At 41.3% G+C, this 24,086-nt stretch carries 18 protein-coding genes, 3 pseudogenes and 1 riboswitch; of the genes and pseudogenes, 8 read left to right on the top strand and 13 right to left on the bottom strand.

Going from position 1 to position 24,086, the window contains the following annotated elements; genetic code table 11:
* Nucleotides 1–365: 365 nt before the first annotated feature.
* A complete protein-coding gene (locus tag IM462_RS14200) occupies nt 366–875 on the bottom strand; it encodes a helix-turn-helix domain-containing protein (RefSeq protein ID WP_287701165.1) in 510 nt (169 codons plus the stop codon).
* 600 nt (nt 876–1,475) lie between these two features.
* On the opposite strand from IM462_RS14200, the pseudogene IM462_RS14195 reads away from it, so the two are divergent.
* The 3 genes and pseudogenes from IM462_RS14195 to IM462_RS14185 form a co-directional block, all read left to right on the top strand.
* A pseudogene (locus IM462_RS14195) lies at nt 1,476–1,580 on the top strand (IS110 family transposase); the annotation flags it as partial.
* Between the two features lie 335 nt (nt 1,581–1,915).
* A complete protein-coding gene (locus IM462_RS14190; protein WP_287701168.1) occupies nt 1,916–2,926 on the top strand; it encodes a hypothetical protein in 1,011 nt (336 codons plus the stop codon).
* A gap of 221 nt (nt 2,927–3,147) precedes the next feature.
* On the top strand, nt 3,148–3,507 hold the full coding sequence (locus tag IM462_RS14185) for a hypothetical protein (protein ID WP_287701170.1): 360 nt from the start codon (nt 3,148–3,150) through the stop codon (nt 3,505–3,507).
* A 467-nt stretch (nt 3,508–3,974) separates the two neighbouring features.
* Here the strand turns inward: IM462_RS14185 and IM462_RS14180 are convergent, their stop codons facing one another.
* On the bottom strand, nt 3,975–4,400 hold the full coding sequence (locus IM462_RS14180) for a hypothetical protein (protein ID WP_287715310.1): 426 nt from the start codon (nt 4,398–4,400) through the stop codon (nt 3,975–3,977).
* A gap of 149 nt (nt 4,401–4,549) precedes the next feature.
* Here IM462_RS14180 and IM462_RS14175 point away from each other — a divergent pair.
* Nucleotides 4,550–4,750 (top strand): annotated as a pseudogene (locus IM462_RS14175) (transposase); the annotation flags it as partial.
* A 171-nt stretch (nt 4,751–4,921) separates the two neighbouring features.
* Here the strand turns inward: IM462_RS14175 and ppsA are convergent.
* The 3 genes from ppsA to IM462_RS14160 form a co-directional block, all read right to left on the bottom strand.
* Nucleotides 4,922–7,363: a phosphoenolpyruvate synthase gene (gene ppsA, locus IM462_RS14170; protein WP_016517076.1), complete on the bottom strand. Its 2,442-nt coding sequence runs from the start codon at nt 7,361–7,363 to the stop codon at nt 4,922–4,924.
* A 350-nt stretch (nt 7,364–7,713) separates the two neighbouring features.
* The gene (locus tag IM462_RS14165) at nt 7,714–7,968 is read right to left on the bottom strand and encodes a UPF0175 family protein (protein ID WP_287701174.1); all 255 of its coding nucleotides are present in this window, start codon (nt 7,966–7,968) and stop codon (nt 7,714–7,716) included.
* 73 nt (nt 7,969–8,041) lie between these two features.
* The gene (locus IM462_RS14160) at nt 8,042–9,490 is read right to left on the bottom strand and encodes a M16 family metallopeptidase (protein WP_287701175.1); all 1,449 of its coding nucleotides are present in this window, start codon (nt 9,488–9,490) and stop codon (nt 8,042–8,044) included.
* Nucleotides 9,491–10,037: 547 nt separating this feature from the next.
* On the opposite strand from IM462_RS14160, the pseudogene IM462_RS14155 reads away from it, so the two are divergent.
* Nucleotides 10,038–10,189, top strand: a pseudogene (locus tag IM462_RS14155) (DUF29 family protein); the annotation flags it as partial.
* Nucleotides 10,190–10,242: 53 nt separating this feature from the next.
* The gene (locus IM462_RS14150) at nt 10,243–11,310 is read left to right on the top strand and encodes a ribonucleotide-diphosphate reductase subunit beta (protein ID WP_287701177.1); all 1,068 of its coding nucleotides are present in this window, start codon (nt 10,243–10,245) and stop codon (nt 11,308–11,310) included.
* A gap of 435 nt (nt 11,311–11,745) precedes the next feature.
* Here the strand turns inward: IM462_RS14150 and IM462_RS14145 are convergent, their stop codons facing one another.
* Nucleotides 11,746–12,666 (bottom strand): NAD(+) kinase, encoded by a 921-nt coding sequence (locus tag IM462_RS14145; protein ID WP_008206349.1) that lies wholly within the window; start codon nt 12,664–12,666, stop codon nt 11,746–11,748.
* Between the two features lie 378 nt (nt 12,667–13,044).
* Here IM462_RS14145 and IM462_RS14140 point away from each other — a divergent pair, with 378 nt between their 5' ends.
* On the top strand, nt 13,045–13,584 hold the full coding sequence (locus IM462_RS14140) for a phycobiliprotein lyase (protein WP_287701178.1): 540 nt from the start codon (nt 13,045–13,047) through the stop codon (nt 13,582–13,584).
* Between the two features lie 87 nt (nt 13,585–13,671).
* On the opposite strand, the gene thiC is transcribed toward IM462_RS14140, so the two are convergent.
* The 7 genes from thiC to IM462_RS14105 form a co-directional block, all read right to left on the bottom strand.
* Nucleotides 13,672–15,054, bottom strand: a complete 1,383-nt coding sequence (thiC, locus tag IM462_RS14135; RefSeq protein ID WP_287701179.1) for a phosphomethylpyrimidine synthase — start codon at nt 15,052–15,054, stop codon at nt 13,672–13,674.
* Between the two features lie 8 nt (nt 15,055–15,062).
* Nucleotides 15,063–15,159, bottom strand: a riboswitch (TPP riboswitch).
* Nucleotides 15,160–15,376: 217 nt separating this feature from the next.
* Nucleotides 15,377–16,798, bottom strand: coding sequence for a type I glutamate--ammonia ligase (gene glnA, locus IM462_RS14130; RefSeq protein ID WP_287701180.1), 1,422 nt, complete (start codon nt 16,796–16,798; stop codon nt 15,377–15,379).
* A gap of 53 nt (nt 16,799–16,851) precedes the next feature.
* Nucleotides 16,852–17,022, bottom strand: coding sequence for a hypothetical protein (locus IM462_RS14125; protein ID WP_287701181.1), 171 nt, complete (start codon nt 17,020–17,022; stop codon nt 16,852–16,854).
* 66 nt (nt 17,023–17,088) lie between these two features.
* A complete protein-coding gene (locus tag IM462_RS14120) occupies nt 17,089–17,223 on the bottom strand; it encodes a hypothetical protein (RefSeq protein WP_502845518.1) in 135 nt (44 codons plus the stop codon).
* 11 nt (nt 17,224–17,234) lie between these two features.
* Complete coding sequence (locus IM462_RS14115; RefSeq protein ID WP_287701182.1) at nt 17,235–17,687, bottom strand: DUF29 domain-containing protein; 453 nt, start codon at nt 17,685–17,687, stop codon at nt 17,235–17,237.
* Nucleotides 17,688–17,690: 3 nt separating this feature from the next.
* Nucleotides 17,691–18,167, bottom strand: a complete 477-nt coding sequence (locus IM462_RS14110) for a DUF29 domain-containing protein (protein ID WP_159251557.1) — start codon at nt 18,165–18,167, stop codon at nt 17,691–17,693.
* Between the two features lie 80 nt (nt 18,168–18,247).
* Nucleotides 18,248–20,560: a ribonucleoside-diphosphate reductase subunit alpha gene (locus tag IM462_RS14105; RefSeq protein ID WP_287701183.1), complete on the bottom strand. Its 2,313-nt coding sequence runs from the start codon at nt 20,558–20,560 to the stop codon at nt 18,248–18,250.
* 485 nt (nt 20,561–21,045) lie between these two features.
* On the opposite strand from IM462_RS14105, the gene IM462_RS14100 reads away from it, so the two are divergent.
* Nucleotides 21,046–23,961 carry a plasmid replication protein, CyRepA1 family gene (locus IM462_RS14100; protein ID WP_287701184.1) on the top strand — a complete coding sequence of 972 codons (2,916 nt, stop codon included), beginning with the start codon at nt 21,046–21,048 and terminating at the stop codon, nt 23,959–23,961.
* The last annotated feature ends 125 nt before the right edge of the window (nt 23,962–24,086 follow it).

Here is a 24,086-nt window from a genome sequence, read left to right as displayed (position 1 = left end):
GAGCAAATAAATGACAGGTTATTTTCCAGTTTTCTGGGGCTAAACCTTCATTTACTTCAGCTAAAAAACCTTGTATTAATTCCCCTCTATGATAGGAAGCTACATCCCAAAAGATAATAATTCTTTTACCTGGATTTATCTTGATTAACTTTTTGAGAAAATCCACTGTGCAATCTCCATTCCCCTGCTTGTATTCTCCAGTGATAAGTTCAGGATTTATTAAGTTTAATGCCCCGTAGTATGTTTGACAATTTTTCGGGTTGAGAAGTGGAAGTTTTAGTCTTTTATCTGTCTTCCCCTAAAGATAGCTAATCAAGTCTTCTTATAGTAGGTGAACTTCGTCAATCGTATATATAACAACCTTTTCAGCTTTTATTTTTGGTAATAACTCTGTTATAATATCTTGGATTTTTTGGTTCTTTTTTTTTGACCAGTTCTGGGTCTTGAAGATGATTTTTAGGTTGAGCTTTTCGCCAACTAATTTTCGCTTCTTTTAGCAAATTATAATAGCTCGTTTGAGATTTAAATGCTATATCAAATTGGTCGATTAAATAGCATTTAAACTCCGATATATCCCAATATTCTTGTTGTTGCAGCCAACTGAAAACTTCTTGTTTTTGCCCTTCATCTAAGTAGCTTTTTGCTCCTTGATATGATAATTTTAATCCAGCGATACCTCGGTCTTCAAACTGAGTTTTCCATTTACCAATAAAACTTAGAGAGACATTGAGTATGGGGGCGATCGCTTGATAAGTATATCCTTGTAAAGATGGTTTAACGGCAATAGCTCTTTTTAATTCTCTTGAATCTGGATTCGTTTTAATCCATTTATCTAGTTCTTCGATCTCTTTTTTGATTTTCTGAGTCTTTTCCATAATTAAAATTATTAAAATATTGACTTAGACTATAGCATTTTTTCAGAAATTGATTTCCACATCTCAAATGTAAATGCTATATAAATTCTATAATCTAAGACTTTAAGCCGAAATCTATTGCCCTATTTTAGTTGAAACAGTCCAGTAAGGTGCGTTAGTGATAGCGTAACGCACCAATTTAATAATCAAGTTGGTGCGTTACGGCGGATTGTTAATTTTGGTGTTTTTACCGAATTTGTAACCGCCTAACGCACCCTACCAGATCAAGGAAAAAAATCTCAAACAGTTCCCTTTTTTAAGGGGAATTTGGGGGGATATTTGGTTGAAGATGCTACTTTTCAAACGTCCTCTCAGGCTTCTATTATTTCTACCAAATCAAGCTTTACGGCTCCTGTCTTAATCATGTCATACACAGAATAATCTAAAACACTTATTAAGTGATTATGTATTTCCTAAAAGTGTATGCTGATTCCCTGACAGGTACTGTGAAGCTTGTTTACTTTTAAGTTGCTCCATATCTAAATTTCCGAGACGATCTAAGCCTGGCAAGAGGTTCAGCCTCTAAAATGTGCAGTTTAAATTATGAATAGCTTAGGATTAATGGCTCTCACTGCTTGTGTGCGGAAAATCTTAGTCATTCTTAATGCAATGGTTCGCCAAAATCAGCCTTGGCAGCTTGCTGACAATTTACAACCTTGTTCCTAGAGATTCACACTTTTTGTTATCTCTAATCAAGGGTTGCGCTTGCTTTAGTTTAACCTGAGCAGCTTAGCTTTTGCTGCGCTTTTTTCTGGCTTGAGATTTTGAGTTTTACGGCAACTGCTTGAGTTTTTTTGAAATTCCCCCTTGACAATCAAGACAGTCGCTACGTTCATCTTATATTTAATTTCACCCACCCACTTACATTTGTGATCATTTAAGAGTCACTGATAATTGCTGATTGTCGGTATTTCTGCAAGTGTGAGATGCACCCCCTTGATTTTCTTTTAACTATGTTGGTAGAATTTTACAAAACTGGATAGACTAGGAGCTTTTCGGTCATGATCTTTATTATCCCGATTATTCTTGGTGCGGCAGCGTTAGTTACTGCTGGTGTGGGTGTTAGTGCGGGTGCTAATGGTGTCTCCAAGCTACAAAAGGCGGAAAAAATTGGCAAAAGTGCCGAACAAAGATACAAAAAAGCCAACAAATCCCTAGAAAAAAAGTTTCAAGCTACCCAAAAATTTGCGGAAGAATACGGTCAACTACAAATTAATGTCAAAATCAACACTATCGGCAGATTTATTAAGTTTATTAGCAGAATTGATCAAAGAAATAGTCAAAGAATTGGTCAAAATACCTCCCCATCCCATCAACGCTTCTTAGAAGGGTTTGAGGGATTTTCTGCCGAACAATTCAAGGAATATAAAGCGGAAGTGTTAAACGCGCAAAGTTTGGCTGTAGGGGGTTTAAAAGTAGTGGGAGTCGCCTCGGCAGCCAGTCAGGGAACCCTAGGATTAATTGGTCTTTTCGGTACTGCTAGTACAGGAACAGCAATTAGTGGACTTAGTGGGGCAGCCGCTTGGAATGCCACCCTAGCATGGTTAGGAGGTGGTTCTTTAGCTGCCGGTGGCGGTGGTATGGCTTTGGGAACAGTGGTTTTAGGAGGTATTACCGTCGGACCTGCTTTAATGATTGGTGGTTTTGTCTTAGGAGGAGAAGGGAAAAAAGCCCTAAGTAAAGCTATCGAATACGCCAAAGAAGTGGATAATAAAATAGCTCAATTAGATAAAAGTAAGGGTTTTTTAGGACAAGTTCAGCGCAGAATTAAGGAGTTACAATACCTCGTTAATAGTCTGAATAGTAGAGCTATTAAGAGTTTAACTGAACTGGAGTCACGAGCTAATTTTAATCCCCATCTAGAGGAAGATGCGGTCAAATTTCGGGAGATGCTACTTTTAATTAAAGCCTCATCGGAAATCATGAAACTATCCATCCTAGACGAAAAGGGGAAATTAACCAAAGCAACGGAAAATCTCGAAGAAAAGTACCGCCATCTCTTAGAAAACTAATAATTATTCTTGAAAATCTATGAATGTTATCAATTGGTGAATCGCTCTTTATCCTCTGGTGATAATCAAAAACTTGACTTAATTTTAGAAGAAATTACCATCTTATTTTGCTCTATTTCTTTAAAAATTTCAGTCAATTATTAACGGTAAAAGCCGCGTTAAAGGATGCTAATCACTCTTGGAAATTTTAATTAATTATCTGTTAATATCTAAGGAGAAATATGACTCTAGAATTGCATAATTTTATCTGGGAAGAAGAACGTTTAGTGCAGGTGGAAACCCAACCCCATCACATCGCAGGGGTACTAACGGTAATTCAGGAAACCATGAATGATTCCGATTGCGAATGGGAGGATGTTTATTCCGCTTATTACGAGTGCGAAGATGACGGTACAATCACTTTTTATGAGGGAGAAAGTGCCGAGGAAGATAATCCGGGTATCTGGACTTATGTGGTTTATGAATGTGCCGCAGGAGAAGAATCAGTGATGACTAATGTTAATATCAACACCTTTGCTCCTCTCTTGCAATTACAAGGTTATCTGAAAACTTTCAACCCCAAAGTTATTAATTTTTCTTGATTTATTATTAAAGGCAATCACCGCTAACTAAAAAAATAGGAAAACCTCCATATTTTTCAATGATTAAATCAATGTTTGCCATTAATTCGATTGTGCGTTTAAGAATAGCAGCAATTTGAGAATAATGTTCAAAGTCATCGTCAGTAAATTTTCGATCTTTACGCAGGGCAAACGCATCTTAACAAAGATTGACAGAAGTACCAGATTGTGATTAACCCACAAGTCTTTTCTAGCAAGGATTTTAGTTTTTTCATCTCGATTGATAGCCGCCGAATTGTTAAGCACTCCTGGTTCGTTCTGGCAAAAACCTCTCTATAACCGAGCGGAATATTAATTGCCGTGAGGACAACAAGCTTGGAGCCTCGTTACTCGATCGTTAAATTCATGCTAAAGCAAAACAATCTGTACTCGCTAGAGAAATTAGTTGAATGGACAAAGAATACCGATCCTGTCGAACCAATGAGCGATCATTGCCTACAACTCGCTATTTCCACTGGGGAACAGACCAATCGATCATCACAGGTCGCCGCGAAGAAAGTACCGTCGGGCAGGATGGAAAACAAAAAATTATCTGGACTATAGTCTCGCATTCTAATCCTAGTTCCTGACCACACAGGATTAGATCCCGCTATTAAGATCCCTTGAGCAGAATTCATTAGTGTCATCGTTTGATCGACATACTCCTGACGACGGTTCACTACCGACCAGTAACTAACGGTCATTACCCCGCTATAGCCGTTCATGACTAATGCTCCTTGATGGACAACTCCGCCTTCATTCCGAAAAGTGATTTGCCAACAGCCGTAGAGCGGGGAAACTTGGGCGATTTCTAATGGCGAACGCACCTGTGTTGTTCCGAGTCGATCAGCGACAGCCGGAGAAGCGGTTAACAATAGGATTCCCGTTAAACAACTCCAGCCCACGGACTGGGTGCATCTCAGATTTGTAAAAATATCATTCAGACAAAGCACAATTGAGAACCTGTTTGAAAAGATGGTTGTAGAGTAGAAGGGTCTAAAACTAAAAGGAGACCCTAAAAATGATACTAATATCATACGACACAGACCTCACAAATGACCAGTGGCAAATTTTAGAACCCCTGATTCCGGCAGCTAAACCAGGAGGGCGACCCCGTAGCCTCGATATGAGAGAGGTACTCAACGCCATTTTTTACTTGCTGGCCAATGGGATTAAATGGCGAGCAATGCTCCATGACCCGCCAAAATGGCAGAGTGTTTATACTAAATCCGGTTATTAAAAACTGATTATTTATTCCCCTTTTTGCCTTTTGCATGAGCAGAAAACGGGTTTCTCCGAGAAACCCGTTTTCTGTGCGTTACTCAACGGATTTAGTATAATATTGTCAACATACCAATACAAAAAAAGGTGGGACTTGCCCACCTTTATCACTAAACTATTGTCCTTTCTCCACTGCTGCCACCATCAATAAAGTTTTGAGGACAGAATCAGGATTAAGACTGATAGAATCGATGCCTAATTCCACTAAAAATTGAGCAAATTCGGGATAATCACTGGGAGCTTGACCACAGATACCGATTTTGCGATTATGGGCTTTAGCGGTTTCAATGGCCATTTTCACCATGCGTTTAACTCCCTCATTCCGTTCATCAAAAAGATGGGCAACTAGGGCAGAATCCCGATCTAATCCTAAGGTTAATTGGGTCAAATCATTAGAACCGATCGAAAATCCGTCAAACACCTGAGCAAATTGGTCGGCAAGAATTACATTACTTGGTAACTCACACATCACATAAACTTGCAAACCATCAACCCCGCGTTCGAGACCATTTTTCGCCATTTCTTCGAGGACTCTCATCCCTTCTTCGGGGGTACGACAGAAAGGAATCATCGGAATCACATTAGTTAATCCCATTTCTTCCCGTACCATTTTCAGCGCCCGACATTCCAAAGCGAAAGCCTCGCGATAATTAGGATCAGTATAACGGGAAGCGCCGCGCCAACCGATCATCGGGTTTTCTTCCTTGGGTTCAAAGGGTTTGCCACCCAATAAATTAGCGTATTCATTGGATTTAAAATCGGACATCCGCACAATTACATCTTTGGGGTAGAATGCGGCTGCAATCATGGCAATTCCCCGGGCCAATTTATCGACGAAAAATTGGGGTTTATCCTCGTAGTGTTTGGTTAATTCGGCGATTTGGTCTTTTACGTCTCCTTCTTCCAATTCGTGGAATTTCAGCAAGGCGCTGGGGTGGGCCTGAATGTGGTTAGCGATAATAAACTCTAGACGCGCTAAACCGACCCCTTGGGCAGGAATATCGGCAAAAGCGAAGGCTTTTTCGGGATTACCGATATTCATGAGGATTTTTGTCCGAGTTTGGGGCAAATTGTCCAGGGGAGTTTCAAGAATTTCAAAGGGTAGCAATCCGAGGTAAACTTTCCCTTCATCCCCTTCCGCACAGCAAACGGTGACTTCCTGACCGGTTTTAATCGTTTCCGTGGCATTATTGCAACCCACGATCGCCGGAATGCCCATTTCTCGTGCGATAATAGCGGCATGGCAAGTACGACCACCCTGATTAGTAACGATCGCGCTTGCTTGTTTCATAATCGGTTCCCAGTCGGGATCCGTGCGATTGGTGACGAGAACTTCTCCCGGTTTAAAGTTGTTGATTTTATCTACACTGAGGATGACTCTGGCTTTTCCTTGACCGATTGCCGCACCTACACTCCGTCCCACCGCTAAAACTTGACTTCTTTCTTTAATTTCGTAGGATTTAAGGATATTAGCGGCTTTTTGCGATTGTACGGTTTCTGGACGGGCCTGAACGATAAAGAGTTCTCCCGTGATCCCATCTTTTGCCCATTCGATGTCCATGGGGGTGTAGGTTCCGCGCACTTGCGAGTAATGTTCCTCGATTTGGGTCGTCCAACGGGCTAAAGTGAGGATTTCTTGGTCACTAATGCAGAATTGATCCTGTTCTAGCTTGTTAACTCGGATATTCTTGGTTAGACGCGATCCTCCATCATCGTAGATCATCTTGATGGCTTTACTGCCGAGGCGTTTGTCGAGGATGGGTTTGTAACCGTTTTTAAGAGTGGGTTTAAAAACCAGATATTCGTCGGGGTTAACGGCTCCTTGCACGACATTTTCCCCTAAACCGTAGGCTGCGGTGATTAAAGTGGCATTTTTGAACCCTGTTTCCGTATCGATGGAAAACATCACCCCGGAGGTGGCTAGATCTGAACGCACCATTTTTTGGACACCGACGGAAAGGGCGACGGCAAAGTGATCGAAACCGTTATGATGACGGTAGGAAATAGCGCGATCGGTGAATAAAGAGGCAAAACATTTATGGCAAGCTTCTAAAACTCCCCTCACCCCTTGCACGTTGAGATAGGTTTCCTGTTGTCCGGCAAAACTCGCTTCTGGTAAGTCTTCGGCAGTGGCGCTTGAGCGAACGGCCACATCTATGGAATGATAGAGATCATCGCCATAACGTTCACAGAGTCGGCGATAGGCAATAGCGATCGCATGACTTAAATCATCGGGGAACGGTGTATTTAAGATTAATGTGCGCGCTTGTTTACCTTTTTCTTGCAAGTTTTGGACATCGTTTTCGTCTAAATCTTGGAAAATTTGTCTTAATTGTGCGTCTAGTCCGGCTTTTTCGACAAAGTGACGGTAAGCGTAAGCGGTGGTGGCGAATCCTGTGGGTACATTAATCCCTTTCGGGGTTAATTGTTGGATCATTTCGCCTAATGAGGAGTTTTTCCCACCGACTAATCCCACATCTTTGCTGTCTACTTCTTCAAACCACAGAATTAATGCTTGTTCTCTAGAGGTTCTCGCAACATCTTGTAGTAGCATCATAAGTATTTTTACCTCTGTAATCTATACTTTCAGTTTAGCTACATACCATCTTCAAAAATCCTTGAGTTTGATATTTATTTACAAAACTATATAATAGCCAAATCAGCCACGATAACCCTATCTCTAAAGGGTTTGATTGTCTAGGTAATTAACACAAAAATTAACAAATTAATCAGGAGTCTCAACAGTAACTTTCTTCAATGATAGCCTTAGTTATCTCAAAATAGTTACAGCAGTTATCTCAATGGTGAGATAGGAAGTTTTCGTTTTGGGGAGTCGGTCGTCAGCAGTCAGGAGTCAATACCAAATTAGGTTATACTTTTTTTTATGAGAAGGGCTGTAATTTAGCTTTAGGCATTTTCAAGGTCTGATAATAGTTCTTCTTCTGTTAAGTCAATCACCCCTACGCCAAAATCGGTCAATCTCAATAAAAAATTAACCCTATCCACTCCTAATAAATTGGCAGCCATACCGGACGAAATACGTTTCATCTCAAAGAGTTTTACTACCATAGCCCAGGTTGCTTCTCTCTCGAATTCCTCGCGGGTTTTTTGAAGAAAGTCGGGTAAATTTTCAGGATAATTGATTGTGAGTTGTAAAGTCATATCTCGTGCTATATTTATCTCATTGTTTTAGGTTGGATTTCACCTAGTTTAGCTCCATCCAACCTAGATTTATTTATAGTTGTGTAATGGTGACATCAACAGTTTTAACCGTAGTTCCTAAACTGGATAAGGGAGGTTGAATTTCCTGTTCATTACCCACTACTAGAGTCACAATTTGATTCGGTTGCAGATATTGTTGGGCCACTCGTTGAATATCAGCAATTGTCACCCCTTTTACCGCTTGTTGATAACGGAAGATAAAATCTTGGGGATAACCATAGTATTCATAGGTCATCAATCGCGATAAATTTTGACCAGGTTTCTCAAACTTAAAAACAAAAGAATTGAGAATAGCATTTTTAGCGTCTTCTAATTCTTTTGCGGTTACGGGTTGATTGCGAAGGCGCTCGATTTCGCCTAAAATTGCCTTAATAAAAGGTACGGTAGCATCGGTGCGAGTTTGACCTCCGGCAATAAATAAACCGGGATAATCATAACGACTATTCCAGATACCATAGACAGAATAAGCTAATCCTTGACGGGAACGTACTTCATTAAATAAACGACCACCAAAACCGCTTAAAATCTCATTTAATACCGTTAAAGCGGGATAGTCGGGACTATCCAAACGACCCCCAAGATGACCTAATAAAACGCTACTCTGGGTTAATTGGGGTTGATTGACAACAAAGACACCTTGAAGATTTTTTTGGGTTGCCGAAGGGGTGACAATTTTAGGGGCAGTTGCGGGATTTTTCCAATCGCTAAAAGTCTTATTGATTAATGCTTTCATCGACTGAGAATCAAAATCACCGACAATTCCTAAAATTATTTGGTCGGGACGGACATAGGTACGATAAAAATCGATTAAATCCTGACGGTCAATATTAGCTAAAGTGCTATATTCTACAGTACGAGCGTAGGGGCTATTATCACCATAGACTAGCTTTTTAAACTCCCGACTAGCAATATCATCGGGATCATCATTACGTCGGGCAATCGCCCCTTTTTCCTGAACTTTGGCTAATTCTACCCTCTGATTTTCAAAAGCTGGGGAACGCAAAACCTCGGCAAAGAGATTAAAAACTGCTTCTAAATCTTCACTAAGAGCGCTAAAACTAGCAGTTCCAGCGTTAAGATCGATCGAGGTTTCTACTAGGGCTGCTCTTTGTTCTAATAATTGATTTAAGACATTGGAAGGATGTTTTTCCGTGCCACCGCTACGCAGCACGGTTCCAGTAATATCGGCTAATCCGACTTTTTCCCCGGATTCTAATCTTCCTCCTGTCCGAATCATCGCCGTACCACTCACTAAAGGTAAGCTGCGATCCTCCACTAAATAAACCACCATCCCATTATCTAGTTGATAGCGCTCGTATTCGGTAACTTTTATTTCAGGAAGGGGAGGAAAAGTTAAATCGGTAAAATGTCGCGGGGTTTGGGCAATTGCTGGGGAACGAAAAGCTAGGACACCTATCAGGGTGATAATGATTAAACCTAGCCATTGTAAGCGTTTTTTCATGATTTGAGTCAAAATTATTGAGAGGAATAGATAAGAGGGAGCAAAAGGCAACCCTGGCCGCTTTTTGCTTTTTACGGTAGTCACCAAGAAGTAATGATGATAGAATAGTTGCTAAAAATCAAGTGTCTCTCCGCCATGCCTAATTATCCAAAATTCCCTACGGATCGGGGGGAGCTAGTATTTTATCCATCACTATAATTCCTCTTTGGATTTATCATTACTTGTTTAGCACTACCAATTTCAATCAGATTCTTGAGTATTTCTCGTTCCTCCTACAAACCCATTCTAAACTAGGGGTCGGCATTGCTGCTCTGGCAGCACCCTGAGCATTCAAACTCTCGAACTGGCTTTTATAGAGACTCGATCCATCGACGCGCTGATATTCTGGGATTCTCGTAGCACATGATCATAACTTATCAGTTATCAGTTATCAGTTATCAGTTAAAGGTTCTTTTTTGTTCGGAATTCAAGTGATTAGGGGCTGGCTAACTATTGGTAGTTGACTAGGTTACTGTTTCTATTATAGGCTATTTAGAGGCTGAACAGCTTAACAGAAGATAATTTTAAAAATGCTATAATGAAGACATAAAAAAAGCCGCTATTGAAACAGGGATAAACCTAGAGAAATTCCCGAAGGTTTGCCCACTTACTTTGGCAGAAGCCCTAGATTTTGAATTTATCCCTAATCAAAACATTTGACTTTTTACCGAAAATATATTATAACCTAAAAGTGCCATAATATCCAAGTAATCATGTCCTTACATTTAGTTAATTCTTGCCATTCGATGCCCATTTCCCCGATCTTCAATCCGGCGGGAGATGATGCGATCGAAAACCGTTCGATCTGGTTTGGTAACACCACCAACCTGATGCAGTTAAACGATGTCCGCTACACCTGGGCGGTGGGTTTATATCAACAAATGCGGGAAAATTTCTGGATCCCGCAACGATTAGATATCACTCAAGACGTGACTGAATACGGGCATCTTACCGACGAAGAAAGATATGCTTATGATGGTATTTTGTCCTATCTAACTTTTCTTGATTCCGTGCAAACCTGTAATATTCCCCACCTAAAAGGTAGCGTCACTGCGCCAGAAATTAGTCTTTGTATGGCGGAACAAATTTCTCAAGAGGCCATGCACAATCAAAGTTATCAATACTTAATTGAAACGATTATTCCCTCGGATCGCAGAGGAGAAGTTTATGACTTTTGGCGCACCGATAAAGTTCTCAAGGATCGCTGTGAATTTATTGCTAGTCTCTACCAGGAATACATCGACAAACAAACTACTGAAAGCTATTTTATCGCCCTTCTTGCCGATTATTTGCTGGAGAGTTTGTATTTTTACAACGGCTTTATCTTTTTTTATAATCTCGCTTCTCGACAGCTAATGTCTGGTAGTGCTGACGTTTTCAAAATGATCAACCGGGACGAATTAAGTCACGTCCGTTTGTATCAGAAACTTATTCCCGAAGCCATGGCAATTTTCCCCCATTCTGTTGAACAGATTTATGAGATGTTCGATAGTGCCGTTAAACACGAATGTCGCTGGACAAATCACATCGTTGGTAACGACATTTTAGGTATTACCGAATACAGTACCGAACAGTACACCAAATACCTCGCTAATATTCGGCTAAAAGCGATCGGACTTGAGCCTTTATACAGGGAAGAAAAGTATAACAAAAGTCCCTATAACCATCTGGAACGCTTCTCCGATACCAAAAAAGAAGGCCACACCAAAGCTAACTTTTTTGAAGCAACCGTTACCAGTTATGTTATGTCTTCTGGCTTAACAGGATGGGATGAAATTTAAAATTTACGCGACAACAATGAACCAATTTCTTACCATAAAGTGGCAATTTTGTCAAATATTTTGACAACTTTTGACCCTCTCTTGCAGAAATACCGACAATCAGCAAATGTGCTTCTGGGTTTGGGGGGTTCTACCCCCAAAAGCCTAGATTGACTGATAAAATCGGAGGTAATGACCAATTTTAGAAGATATACTTAGGGCTTGTTCAATAAATCTAAAAACCTTGTTGGATAAGGTTTTTAGACTTTTTTGACCTCAAAAAGTGCCGACCTTTGGAGTGATTGGGGGGAAAATTCAGGGACTTTTTCCCTGAAAATTAGGTAATTGACCCCGGCTCGACTGAGCTCGCCGAACGTCCTCAAAATCGGTAAAACCCTACACCCTACACCCTACACCCCACACCCTGTCCCCACGAAAAACTTTTTGCCGCAAACCCTAATTATGACGATTGCCATCATAATGAATTCTCGCCCCGGCCCATTGCAATTTTTCCTGTAGAGTCTGATAAAAAGAATAGCTTTCCCGCAGGATAATAAATTGGGCGAATTTTTCAGCTTTGGTAACTCCCACCCATTGCCCGGGCCAAATGGAAGTGGCTAAAGCACCATCCATCCAGAGTTTAGTGTTTAATTCGTAGTCTCCTAGGGGCCAAATACTGACCAGAGATGCCGGGGGAATGACAATCGGCCGACTGGAAAGACTCAAGGGACAAATCGGCGTGACAGCGATCGCTTCCATGCCGGGGTGTATAATCGGACCATTAGCGGAAGCGGTGTAACAGGTGGACCCCGTGGGAGTAGCCACTAATAGTCCGTCGCCTTGGTACTGATCTACTATTTCCCCGTCCACTTCGATTTCGAGGATTGAGGTGGGCATCCTATCGATACTAGCGGGTTTCACGCACATCTCATTCAGGGCATAAAATGCCTCGCTCACTGCCTGGGGGTTTCTTTTATCCCCTTCATAGATTCTGGCCTTTAACATCATCCGTTGTTGTACCGCATAGTGATCGGATTGTAAACGCTCCCAGACCGTCTCCGTATCTTGGAAAATCTCAAAAGGTTCCGTTAAAAATCCCAGATGGCCGCCGACATTCACCGCTAAAATTGGAATGTCTTCGTGAGCTAAATAGCGAGCGGCGGCTAAAATGGTTCCATCTCCGCCCAAAACGATGGCGAGGTCGATTTTTTCCGATGCTGAGGCTAAAAATACTGGATAGGGATTATCTTTAAAGCCACTGGGTCCCATTAAAACTTTACACTGACGGGCTTCTAACTGTTTAGCGCATTTTTCCGCCCATGCTTTACTTTGGGGATGGTTGGCCTTATGGGCGATGATTACTTGTTTTAACTGCACGGAGTTGAGACTTTGTTCGGAGGTTCTATATTTTTAACAATAGCAAGACCGGGCAGATCGGATGAAAAGTAACAGGTAAAAAAGGGGTTGGGGGAATCACCTCGGCCTCACTGTAGCCAATTTGACAGAATTAATCGATAGATAAGGGTAAATGGAAGTAACTAGGATAAGCTCGCAGGTTTTAGCAATCTTATCCCGTTTTTTCCCTGTAACTGCTGTATCTATGCGGCTTTTTCCCAATTATCTCTCTCAACACCCCTACCACTTAATTTCCATGCAGAGTTATAATTGTATTAAGATGTGTAACAGTTCTCTGGCAAACTCTTGACAAAGGATAACAAATCTGCTCTCCCAAAAAACAGGAAAGGTTTTATTTCTATGACATTAATTCAAACCGCCCAATTATCGCTAGAAACTTTGGCTTTAGCCTTTTTTAAGCAGACAGAAGGACGCTGGCAATCCCAGAGACGTTATTACACCCTCACCCAAGAAACGGAACCCCAAGAAGTTATCAGCGCCATCGAGATTAAATATTTACCCCAAGGCAGCGAACCATTAATTCAACTGGCCTGTTTACATAATCTGGAAGATACAGTTCTATTAGGTGGTACGGAAGTGACTTGGCAAAGTAATTATCTCCGTCCCCAGAGTAAAAAACCCTCCAACGGTTCGACTATATTCGGTATTTTAGATAATATTCTCTATCGCGATCGGGGATTTGCGACGGATAAACCCGTTAGCGCTATTTATACCTTTCCTAACCCCTCTACTCTCTGTCTGAGAACAGAATACGCCGGTTCTGTCTTTGAAGAAGAAATTAAACTCATCGGTCAACAATATCGCACCCGACAAACTATTATCTCTCGCGCCGGTCAAGAATTGATGATCGGTCAATATCTAGAAAAACGGGTCAATTAGTCAAAAAATCGGCGGCTATTCCCAGAATTTTGACTTCTATCCTAGGAATGGGGCTGAAATCAAATCAGCCCTTCCCATAACTCCCCTTTAAACCGGGGTTAAATTGTCTTGATTCTGACTAGCGAGAAACTTCTCTAATTCCGTAATCGCATCGGCATCGACCTTAGTTTGCATGGGACAGAATTTCGGTCCACACATCGAACAAAACTCCGCAGTCTTATAGATATCTGCGGGTAAAGTCTCATCGTGGTATTCCTTAGCGCGATCGGGATCCAAGGATAACTGAAATTGACGATTCCAATCGAAATTATAACGAGCTATGGAGAGTTCGTCGTCACGATCCCGCGCCCCTGGACGATGACGGGCGATATCTGCCGCATGAGCCGCTATTTTGTAGGCAATTAAGCCATTTCGCACATCTTCAGCGTTGGGTAAACCGAGATGTTCTTTCGGGGTGACATAACATAACATCGCCGTCCCGTACCAACCCGCCAGAGCCGCCCCGATCGCCGAAGTGATATGATCGTATCCGGGGGCAATATCGGTGACAAGGGGACCAAGAACATAGAAAGGTGCTTCGCTACACTCCTCCATCTGTTTTTTCACATTAAACTCAATTTGGTCCATGGGAACATGGCCCGGTCCTTCCACCATCACCTGTACATCGTGTTCCCAACCGCGACGCGTCAGTTGGCCGAGGGTTTTCAATTCCGCTAATTGGGCCGCATCGGAAGCATCGTGGGTACAACCGGGACGCAGGGAGTCACCGAGACTAAAAGAAACGTCATAACGCTTGAAAATCTCGATAATTTCATCGAAATGGGTGTAGAGAGGATTTTGCTTGTGGTGGTATAACATCCACTTAGCAATAATACCACCGCCCCGGGAGACAATCCCGGTCAGACGAGTTTTGACTAAAGGCAGGTGTTCGATGAGGATTCCCGCGTGAATCGTCATGTAATCTACCCCTTGCTGGGCGTGTTTTTCGATAATGTGGAGGAAATCTTCGGGGGTGAGTTTTTCAATATTGCCGTGAACGCTTTCCACCGCTTGATAGATGGGTACAGTACCGATGGGGACGGGAGAAGCATTGATAATCGCGGTGCGAATTTCGTCCAAATTACCGCCCCCAGTGGAAAGATCCATCACCGTATCGGCTCCGTATTTGACCGCTAGGTGTAATTTTTCCAGTTCTTCGTTAATATTCGAGGAGTTGGGTGAAGCCCCGATATTAGCATTAACTTTACACTTAGAAGCAATACCGATCGCCATAGGTTCGAGGTTGAGGTGATTGATATTAGCGGGAATAATCAGTCTTCCTCGGGCGATTTCGCTGCGAATCAATTCGGGAGAGAGATTTTCCCGTTTTGCCACATACGTCATCTCTTCGGTAATTATCCCCTGACGGGCGTAGTGCATTTGCGATACATTTGCTTGTCCGCGCCGGGGGGCAACCCATTCTTGTCTCATAATTTTATTTCCTCTGTAAACAGCTTCCCTACGCTGGAATTACCCAGTCTCAGGTTCTAAGGGTCTTTCTCAGCCTGATTATCCCAGACACCCCTAGCTATGACGGCAATTCTATCACTGTTGAGGACTGAGGGGATAAAGCTTAAGATTGTTGTTTGATTGGGCAGTTACTCAGTATTCAGTATTCAGGAGTCACTATTCAGTATTCAGGATTCAGCTTTTATTTATTATCCCATCTCCCCCGCTCCCTACTCTCTTGCTGATTACCAAAAAAAAGGCAGGCAAAGGCCTACCCTAGGATTAATGATTAGTCAATCAAACCTTAGACATCGTAGTAGAGAGAGAACTCGTAGGGGTGGGGACGTAAGCGCATCGGGTTAACTTCGTTATCGAGTTTGTAGGTGATCCAGTTGTGGATAAAGTCTTCGGTAAAGACACCAGAATCGGTCAAGAAAGCGTGATCTTTTTCGAGACTTTCCAGAGCTGCTTCTAGAGAACCGGGGGTAGAGGGTATTTTTGACAATTCTTCGGGGCTGAGTTCGTAGATATCCACATCGAGAGGTTCCCCCGGTTCAATTTGATTTTTAATCCCATCAATACCGGCACAGAGCATGGCGGCAAAAGCGAGGTAGGGGTTAGAAGTGGCGTCAGGACAACGGAATTCTAAACGTTTGGCTTTCGGGTTGCTTCCCGATAAAGGAATCCGAATCGAAGCGGAGCGATTACCTTGGGAGTAGGCCAGGTTTACAGGGGCCTCAAAACCGGGGACGAGACGCTTGTAAGAGTTGGTGGTGGGGTTAGTTAAAGCTAAGAGCGCGGGAGCGTGTCTAAGCAAACCACCGATGTAGTACAGTGCCATTTGGCTGAGTCCGGCGTATTTATCCCCGGCGAACAGGGGTTGACCATCTTTCCAGATAGACTGGTGAACGTGCATCCCGGAACCGTTATCGCCAAAGATAGGTTTGGGCATAAAGGTGACGGTTTTACCGTATTTCTTGGCCACGTTCTTGATGCAGTATTTATAGGTCATCAAGTAGTCGGCGGCCCGTACTAGGGTAGAGAATTTAATCCCTAACTCGTTTTGACCACCGGTAGCGACTTCATGGTGATGTTTTTCGATGGGAACTCCGCAGTCGGCCATGGTTAAGAGCATTTCCGTGCGAATGTCTTGAGAGGTATCGGTGGGACTAACGGGAAAATAACCCTGTTTGTAGGCGGGTTTATAGGCAAGATTTCCGTCTTTTTCGTCTTTACCGCTATTCCAACGACCTTCGACACTATCCATGTAGTAATAGCCTGCATTGGCGGTTTGGTCGAAACGAGCGCTATCAAAGAGGAAAAATTCTGCTTCCGGTCCAAAAAATACGGTATCACCTAAACCGGTACTGCTCAGATAATCGATCGCTTTCTGAGCAATAGAGCGAGGATCGCGGCTATACCATTCACCGGTTCTGGGTTCTTTGATGCTACAGATCATGCTTAGGGTAGGTTCCTTGTAGAAGGGATCGATCCAAGCAGTGGTAGGATCGGGAACCATGGCCATATCGGATTCGTTAATTGCTTTCCAACCGCGAATACTGGAACCATCGAAGGCAACACCATCGCTGAAAGAGCTTTCATCGATTTGGTCGTAGTAGAAGGAGCAATGTTGCCAGATACCAGGCATATCAATAAATTTCAGGTCAATAATCTTAATATTGTTGTCCTGAATCATTTTCAAGACTTCTTGTGGCGTTTCGGGCATGGAAAACTCCTTTGATGTATGGATCAGTTCTTAAGCTTCTCAAAAAAACCATCCTAAACAGTCACTTTCGCAGGTTTTGTATTTTTCGATACAAAATCTTTAATCCTAGCTTGAAAAAATCTGTAATTTTCTTGTTGAGTTCGGTAATCGCCCGGAATGGCGATTTGCCTATCAGCTTCTACTGCCCCTTGCCACACCTCAAGGAGGTTCGTTTGTGCAAACATTGACCGTCTGGAGATTTTCTGCTCACTTAAAAGCTTACAGGGTAATGATTTGGTAGTAGTAGTGTGTTAAATATTTATTAATAAAAATAATTGGAACCCGATCAGTCTTTGAACCTCCTTAGAAAAATGGTGATTTTCTAGTAAAGATATGGTTTTCTCTATCCAGAGATAGTAATTATGTTCGTATAAGTTCGTTTCCATAATTATTCCCATTATTTTGATATTTCAGGAAACCAATCCTCATTTAACGCCTGTTCTATAGGGCAAATTGGAGCTAAACTGACCAAATTTTCAGCCATTCCAGATAGATCCAGAAATAATTTACGAGCATTTTGATAACAGGGCAAGAAAATTTCCGATAGATAGGGCTTTAAACTGAGACTGTCTTCAATAATTTGTTTAATTTGTAGGCGAAAGTTACGGATTTCATTTTTCCATCCTCTTTGATTATATTCTAATTCCGATTGCCAGTAAGCTAGTTTCAGCAAATGTTCTAATAACCGAGTTAAATAACTTTCTAAACTTCGTTTCTCACTTTTCCCCATACTACTAATTTCCTCGATGAGATTATCTAAATCCAAATCGGAAAATTGATGATTTTCTAGTAAAGATATGGTTTTCTCTATCCAGAGATAGTAATCTTTTTCGTATAAATCACTCTTCATTGCTTAATCCTCTCCGAGAAACTCAGGAAACCAATTTTCATCTAAAATTTGGTCGATTGATCCAATAGGTGTAGCACTTAAAAGTCTTTTATCGATGCCAGAACCTTCGACAAATAGATGGCAAGCATCCTCATAACATGGCTCAAGAATCTCGGTGAGGTAAGATGCTAAGTTTGTATTATAAGTTCCATCCTTTTTGTTGCTAATAATTCTTTTTATTTGAATGCGAAAATTTAAAATCTCACGTCGCCACTTGTTTTTATTGTAATCGCGCTTAGATTGCCAATAAGTTAATTTAAGTAAATGCTCCAAGAGTTTAGTTAGTAAACTCTCTAACTTCTGACGTTCTCTTCTGGACATATCTTTTATTTCTTCAATTAAATTTTCTAAATCCAACTCAGAAAACTGGCGATTTTCTAGTAAAGATATGGTTTTCTCTAACCAGAGATAGTAATCCTGTTCGTATAAAGTCTTATCCATAGCTGTGATTAGGTGATCAATAAAACTCATTTTAAATGATCTGAAAAAATTAAGGTGGGCAATGCCCACCCAAGTTAACCTTAATTAGCGCAACTAGAACAACTATCGTCAGACTCTCGAAAATTGTCCTTTTGTACGGTACGGATATAATAAATCGCTTTACACCCCAATTCCCACGCCATGATTAGAGTATCAAAGATATCCTTGGCTGTGAGACAACGGTTGGGTTCTGCGGGGAAATAAACCCCTTCATTGAGGTTGAATAATAACTCCATAGAAATCCCCGTATCGATCCATTCTTGCATAGTAGCGATCGCTTTTACCACTTGTTGCTGTTCGAGGTTTTTATTCTCTGGATAAAACCAGAAAGCTTCTTCAATAAAAGGTGGTGCGATGGGAACAGTTCCCTTTGCCCATTTATCGTAGAAAAAGCGACTATAAACCGGCAAAACACTAGCGGTACATCCCTGTACCAAACTGGAGGAAGTATTAGGAGCAATGGCGGTAATATGGGAGTTACGGATGCCAAATCGTTGAATATCTGCGGCTAATTGTTGCCATCTTTGTGGTTGCACCGCATTAGTTAAAAACCATTCCACTGGTTTTGCCCCGATTAATTTACCTTGACTCCATTCGCTACCCAAGAAAGCTTGATAAGCACCGCGTTCTTTAGCCAATTCCATCGAGGAATAGGTACACCAATAGCCAATTTCTTCAAATAAATTACTAATTTCTGACAGGTTATTGTAGGATAATTTCCGTTTAGCTAACCAGTCAGCTAATCCCATCGCCCCTACCCCAATAGTGCGATATTTATCGTTGTGGTTTTTAGCATTATCAAAGGGAGGATTAGTAATATCGATAGTATTGTCGAGAATCCTGACAGCGATTTGACAATTAGACTCGATTTCTTCCCTGTCGATATTGGCTAAATTAAGGCTAACTAAATTACAGCAATGGGCAGTTTTATCGGGGGTGACATTCGAGAAACTCTCCGTGCATAAATTTACACCGGGGATATAGCCATCGTGTTTATTAGGATTAGCGCGATTGATGGTATCTTTGAAGGCAATGTAGGGCATTCCTGTTTCTACTTGGGAACGCATGATACTTTTAAATAATTCCCGGGCATTAATTTTTTTATAGAGGAAAATCTCTCTATCTAAATTAGCTTCTACTAAACGATAAGCCTCTTCAAATTCTTCCCCCCATAGTTCCGATAATTCTATACCTAATTTTGTGCGAACTTCGTAGGGATCTACTAATGTCCACTCGGCTTTATTTATCACCCGACGCATAAATTCATCGGTGATAACTAATTGGGGAAAAACATCATAAGCTTTGCGTCTTTGATCACCGTTTTCTGTCTGCATTTCCAGAAATTCTGGCACATCTAAATGCCAGATGTCAACACCGATAGTTACTGCCCCAGCGCGTCTTCCCCCCTGATTTACTGCAATAGCTGTATCGTTAAGTAACTTAATCCAGGGAATAATCCCACCGGAAGCATTAGCTTTCCCCATTACCCAGCTACCAGTGGCGCGAATTCTACTCACATTCACACCGACACCGCCACCATTTTTGGAGATGCGGGCAGCATTAGTAATCTCGCCGAAAATGCTTTCTAAACTGTCGTCAATAGAGAGAATAAAACAACTGGTTAGGGAACCTTTAGGCGTGCGTAAATTGGCTAAAATTGGAGTGGCAAGAGAGATTTTTCTTTGGGCAATCCCTTGATAAAATTTCTTCGCCCAGGGGAGTCTATTAGCCGGTTCTTCCACAATGGCAAGCAGTAAGGAACAGGTTAATAATGCCTCTTGGGGTAACTCATTTTTGAGTAAATAACGGCTAGTTATTAACAATGCCCCGGCGTAATCATAATCGATATCCCAATCGGGATTAATCCAAGCACCAGCTTCTTTTAATTCTGCCTCAGAATAGATGAGAAGTCTTTCGTCGTACAGGCGATTTTTAACTTGAGTTTTGACGGTTTCCTCGTAATTTCCGTACTGATAACCCCGGACTACTAAGGTATCTTTCCATAGACTCCAAATATGCAATCTTCCCGCCACATAGCGCCAATCCGGTTCCTCGGGACTACACATTTCTAGGGCGCAATTGATTAAATTATCCTGTATTTCCCTAGTGGTAATCCCATCCCGCAGGCGTGTGGTTAAACCCGCTTCTAAGGCGATTGAATTGACTTTTTTACCTTCACAAGCCCACTCTACCACGTCGCGAATTTTGCCGATATTTAAGCTTGTGGTGGAACCATCGCGCCGAATCACTCTAATTGCATGGCTGCCCATATTAGCTAAAGGGGTAGAACGAAAGGGTATTACTTCGTTATTTTTGTGAATGGAAACGGCAGTAGTCAAGGGCTTCGATTGCATAATTGGGAAATTGCGGCGTTAAAAAAACTTGACAAATTAATCTATTTGTACTAGAGTATTTTATCAGATTTTCTGGGAAAACACAACATCTAGCGTGTTAAATAATCATATCACTCTATATATAGTAGAGCGAGGATTGTTTTGTCCCCCAAAACAGTGTTTTCGATGACATTTTTCGCAAAAAATTCTCAATTTTCTCGGAAAGATAGTTTTTTTGTACGCTTGACAAAAAGTTTATTCTTTGATAGGAAAAACAGATTGACAAAATATTTCCGATCCCATTGTGCTTGACTGCTGAGGAGGTTGTGGTGAGACTTTATTTGTTCTTAACTTTTCGATAATTTAAGACAAGAGTGGATTAAAAGTCAAATTTCCTCTGAGAACCTCTGAGAGAGTAAATTTTCTCTTTTCGCTATTTAGTGGCTTACCGCTAGAATAATAGGACAAAAACGCTATATATAGCGTCTAGCCAGTAGAGGACAAGGATGAAATATTTAGAAGAATGGCGTGATAGCGGGGTGGATGCGGAGTTAATTGATCTCAATGTCACCGGTTTAGCGGGGCTATCTCCCAGTGAATACCTACTCTACTCCCAAGAATTACCGCGACGCAATGATGGCAGGGTTAGGGATAGTATTCTCAAGCGTTATGAACATACCAGTCAAGGCGGTTGGTGGTGTTCAGGAATTGACTTACTAACGGGTAATGATGACCTTTGGGGCTGTTTTAAGCCCGATTTTCCCCGTTTAAGCTTTGATAAGGCTAAACCGATTAAGTACGAACATCCTCCCCAAACCCCTACGGGAGTCTTTGCTTTGCGGGTTCCCCTAAAAATTTGGCAAAGGATAGCCCAGGATATCAGTATTAATATTTTAACTGAAGAAGTGGATAATAAGCAAGAGGATCTCGGTTTTTGGTCCTGGGTAATTAAACATCCAGAGATACCTATTTGTCTTACGGAAGGAGCGAAAAAAGCGGGGGCATTACTAACAGCAGGTTATGTGACAATTGCCTTACCCGGGATTCACAATGGTTATCGTACTCCCAAGGACAAATTAGGGAGGAGAATCGGTAAATCTCATTTAATTCCGCAGCTAGAAAAATTAGCTAATTCGGGACGAAAGATTTATCTAGTTTTCGATCAAGAAACTAAACCGAAAACCCAGCAAGCGGTTAATTTAGCTTTACAGAGAATGGGTTATCTATTCAGTCAGGCTAACTGTGAGGTAAAGGTGGTTACTTGGGATGCTGCTGACGGTAAAGGAGTGGATGATTTACTAATCAATCGAGGAGAAGATTACTTTAAACAAGTCTATCAAAAAGCCACCTCTTGGGAAATTTGGAAAGCAGCGAATTTAAATAGTTTAACTCTCTCACCTCATCTAGAATTAAATAGCCGTTACTTGCCAGATATTGCTATTCCTACATCAGCGCATTTAATGGCGATTAAATCTGCTAAAGGTACGGGAAAAACTGAGTTTTTAGCCAAGATAGTTAAACAAGCTATTGCCAATCAACAAAAAGTTTTAGTTATTGGTCATCGGGTGAAACTGGTAGAGGAGTTATGTCAACGCTTTGGTTTAAACTATATCAGCAAAATTAGGGATAATCCTGCGGCACAAATTTACGGTTATGGTTTATGTATTGACTCTCTCCATCCCCAATCACAAGCTAAATTTCAAGCGGAAGATTGGCAAGGAGCTATTATTATTATCGATGAGATCGAACAGGTTCTATGGCATGGGTTAAATGGGGATACTTGTAAAACTAATCGTGTAGCAATTTTAAAATCCCTAAAGTCGCTGCTGCAAACTGTGGTCAGCAGTGGGGGAAAAGTCCTAGTTGCTGATGCTGATTTAAGTGATATTTCCCTAGATTATTTAACTTCTTTAGCGGCGATTGAACTAGAAACTTTCTTGATTAGTAATGAGTGGAAACCTAATTATCAGGAATCTTGGCGAGTTTATAACTACTCTGATAATACTCCTCAACGGCTAGTTAATGATTTAGTTAAACATATTAAAGAGGGAGGAAAACCCTTCGTTTGTCTATCAGCACAAAAGTTAACCAGCAAATGGGGAACGATTACCCTAGAATCCTATCTAAAAAAGCAATTTCCTCATAAGAAAGTTCTGCGGATAGACTCAGAGTCATTGCAAGATTCTAGTCACGCTGCCTATCAAGCGATTGGCAATTTAAATCAGTTGTTGCTTAACTATGATATAGTTCTAGCTAGTCCCGCGATCGAAACGGGAATTAGTATTGATATTCAGCGACACTTTTCCTCGGTTTGGTGTCTAGCACAGGGAATTCAAACTCCCACTTCTATCGCTCAATTTTTAGGGAGAATTAGAGAGAATATTCCTCGTTATATTTGGTCAGCAGTGCATGGATTTAATCAGGTGGGCAATGGGTCCACTTCTATCCCCAAACTTCTCACCTCTGGACACCGATTAACCGAGGTTAATATTCGCTTACTACACCAATCAGATTTAGAATCTCTGGAGGATTTAGATACAACTTTTCAAGCAGAATCTCTCCTCTGCTGGGCAAAAATGGCCGTGCGAGTCAATGCTTATATGCTTAATTATCGTCAGTCAATTCTAGGGATTTTACAAGCAGAAGGTCATAGAATTAAAGAAAGAAATCAGGAAGAAGAACTAGACATAACTAATCAGTTAACGGAAGCAATTGAAGAAATTATGGAATATAATTATCGTTCTGAATGTGATGCAATTGCCAGCGCAGCCGAGATAACGGAATCAGAGTGTCGTCTGCTAAAAAAACAGTTAATTAAGTCAGTAAAAGAAAGGAGAATTATCAGGAAATATGACCTATACAAACGCTATGGAATCCCCGTCACACCGCAATTAGTGATTAAAGATGATCAAGGATGGTATCAAGAACTACGCCTACATTACTTTTTGACAATTGGGCGACAATTTTTGTGCGATCGAGATGCTTTAATTGCGCGTAAACTGATAGAATCAGGTCACGGAAGTTTATTTATTCCCGATTTTAATAGTAGTCAATTAGGAGTGATTATCGGGACGTTAGAATTGTTAGGAATTCCCGTATTATTAGCTAACCCGGAAAGAGAATTAACTAATCATGATGCCGATTTACAAAAAATGGCGGAAATCGCCGTTAAAAACCGTAACGAGATTAAAACTATCACCAAGATTAACCTCTCTAATACTTCCCGTCCTCTGACCATTATTCGTAATTTTTTAAACTTGTTAGGTTATAAATTAACCGACAAGGGCAGCCAGAGAATTGCTAAAAAATCCCTAAAAGTTTATCAGATTGTTGCACCTCAGGATGGTAGAGAACAAGTGTTTCAACAATGGTTATTTAGAGACGAAAAATGTGCGGGAAGTTCCGAGTTTTGGTATGAATAAGGTTCTTAGGGACTTGTTATACAATTAACCAAGGCAGGATTCCGTTTTTGTAACGGGGATTTATACCCCGCTCCAAAAACTTTTCGACTTAAAAGGCAAGGTTTTAGACCCAGTTTTTTCGATAA

Origin of the sequence: Microcystis sp. M144S2 (assembly GCF_020246065.1) — a bacterium.
GTDB lineage: Bacteria > Cyanobacteriota > Cyanobacteriia > Cyanobacteriales > Microcystaceae > Microcystis > Microcystis ichthyoblabe_A.
This window is presented reverse-complemented; position numbering and strand designations above follow the sequence as displayed.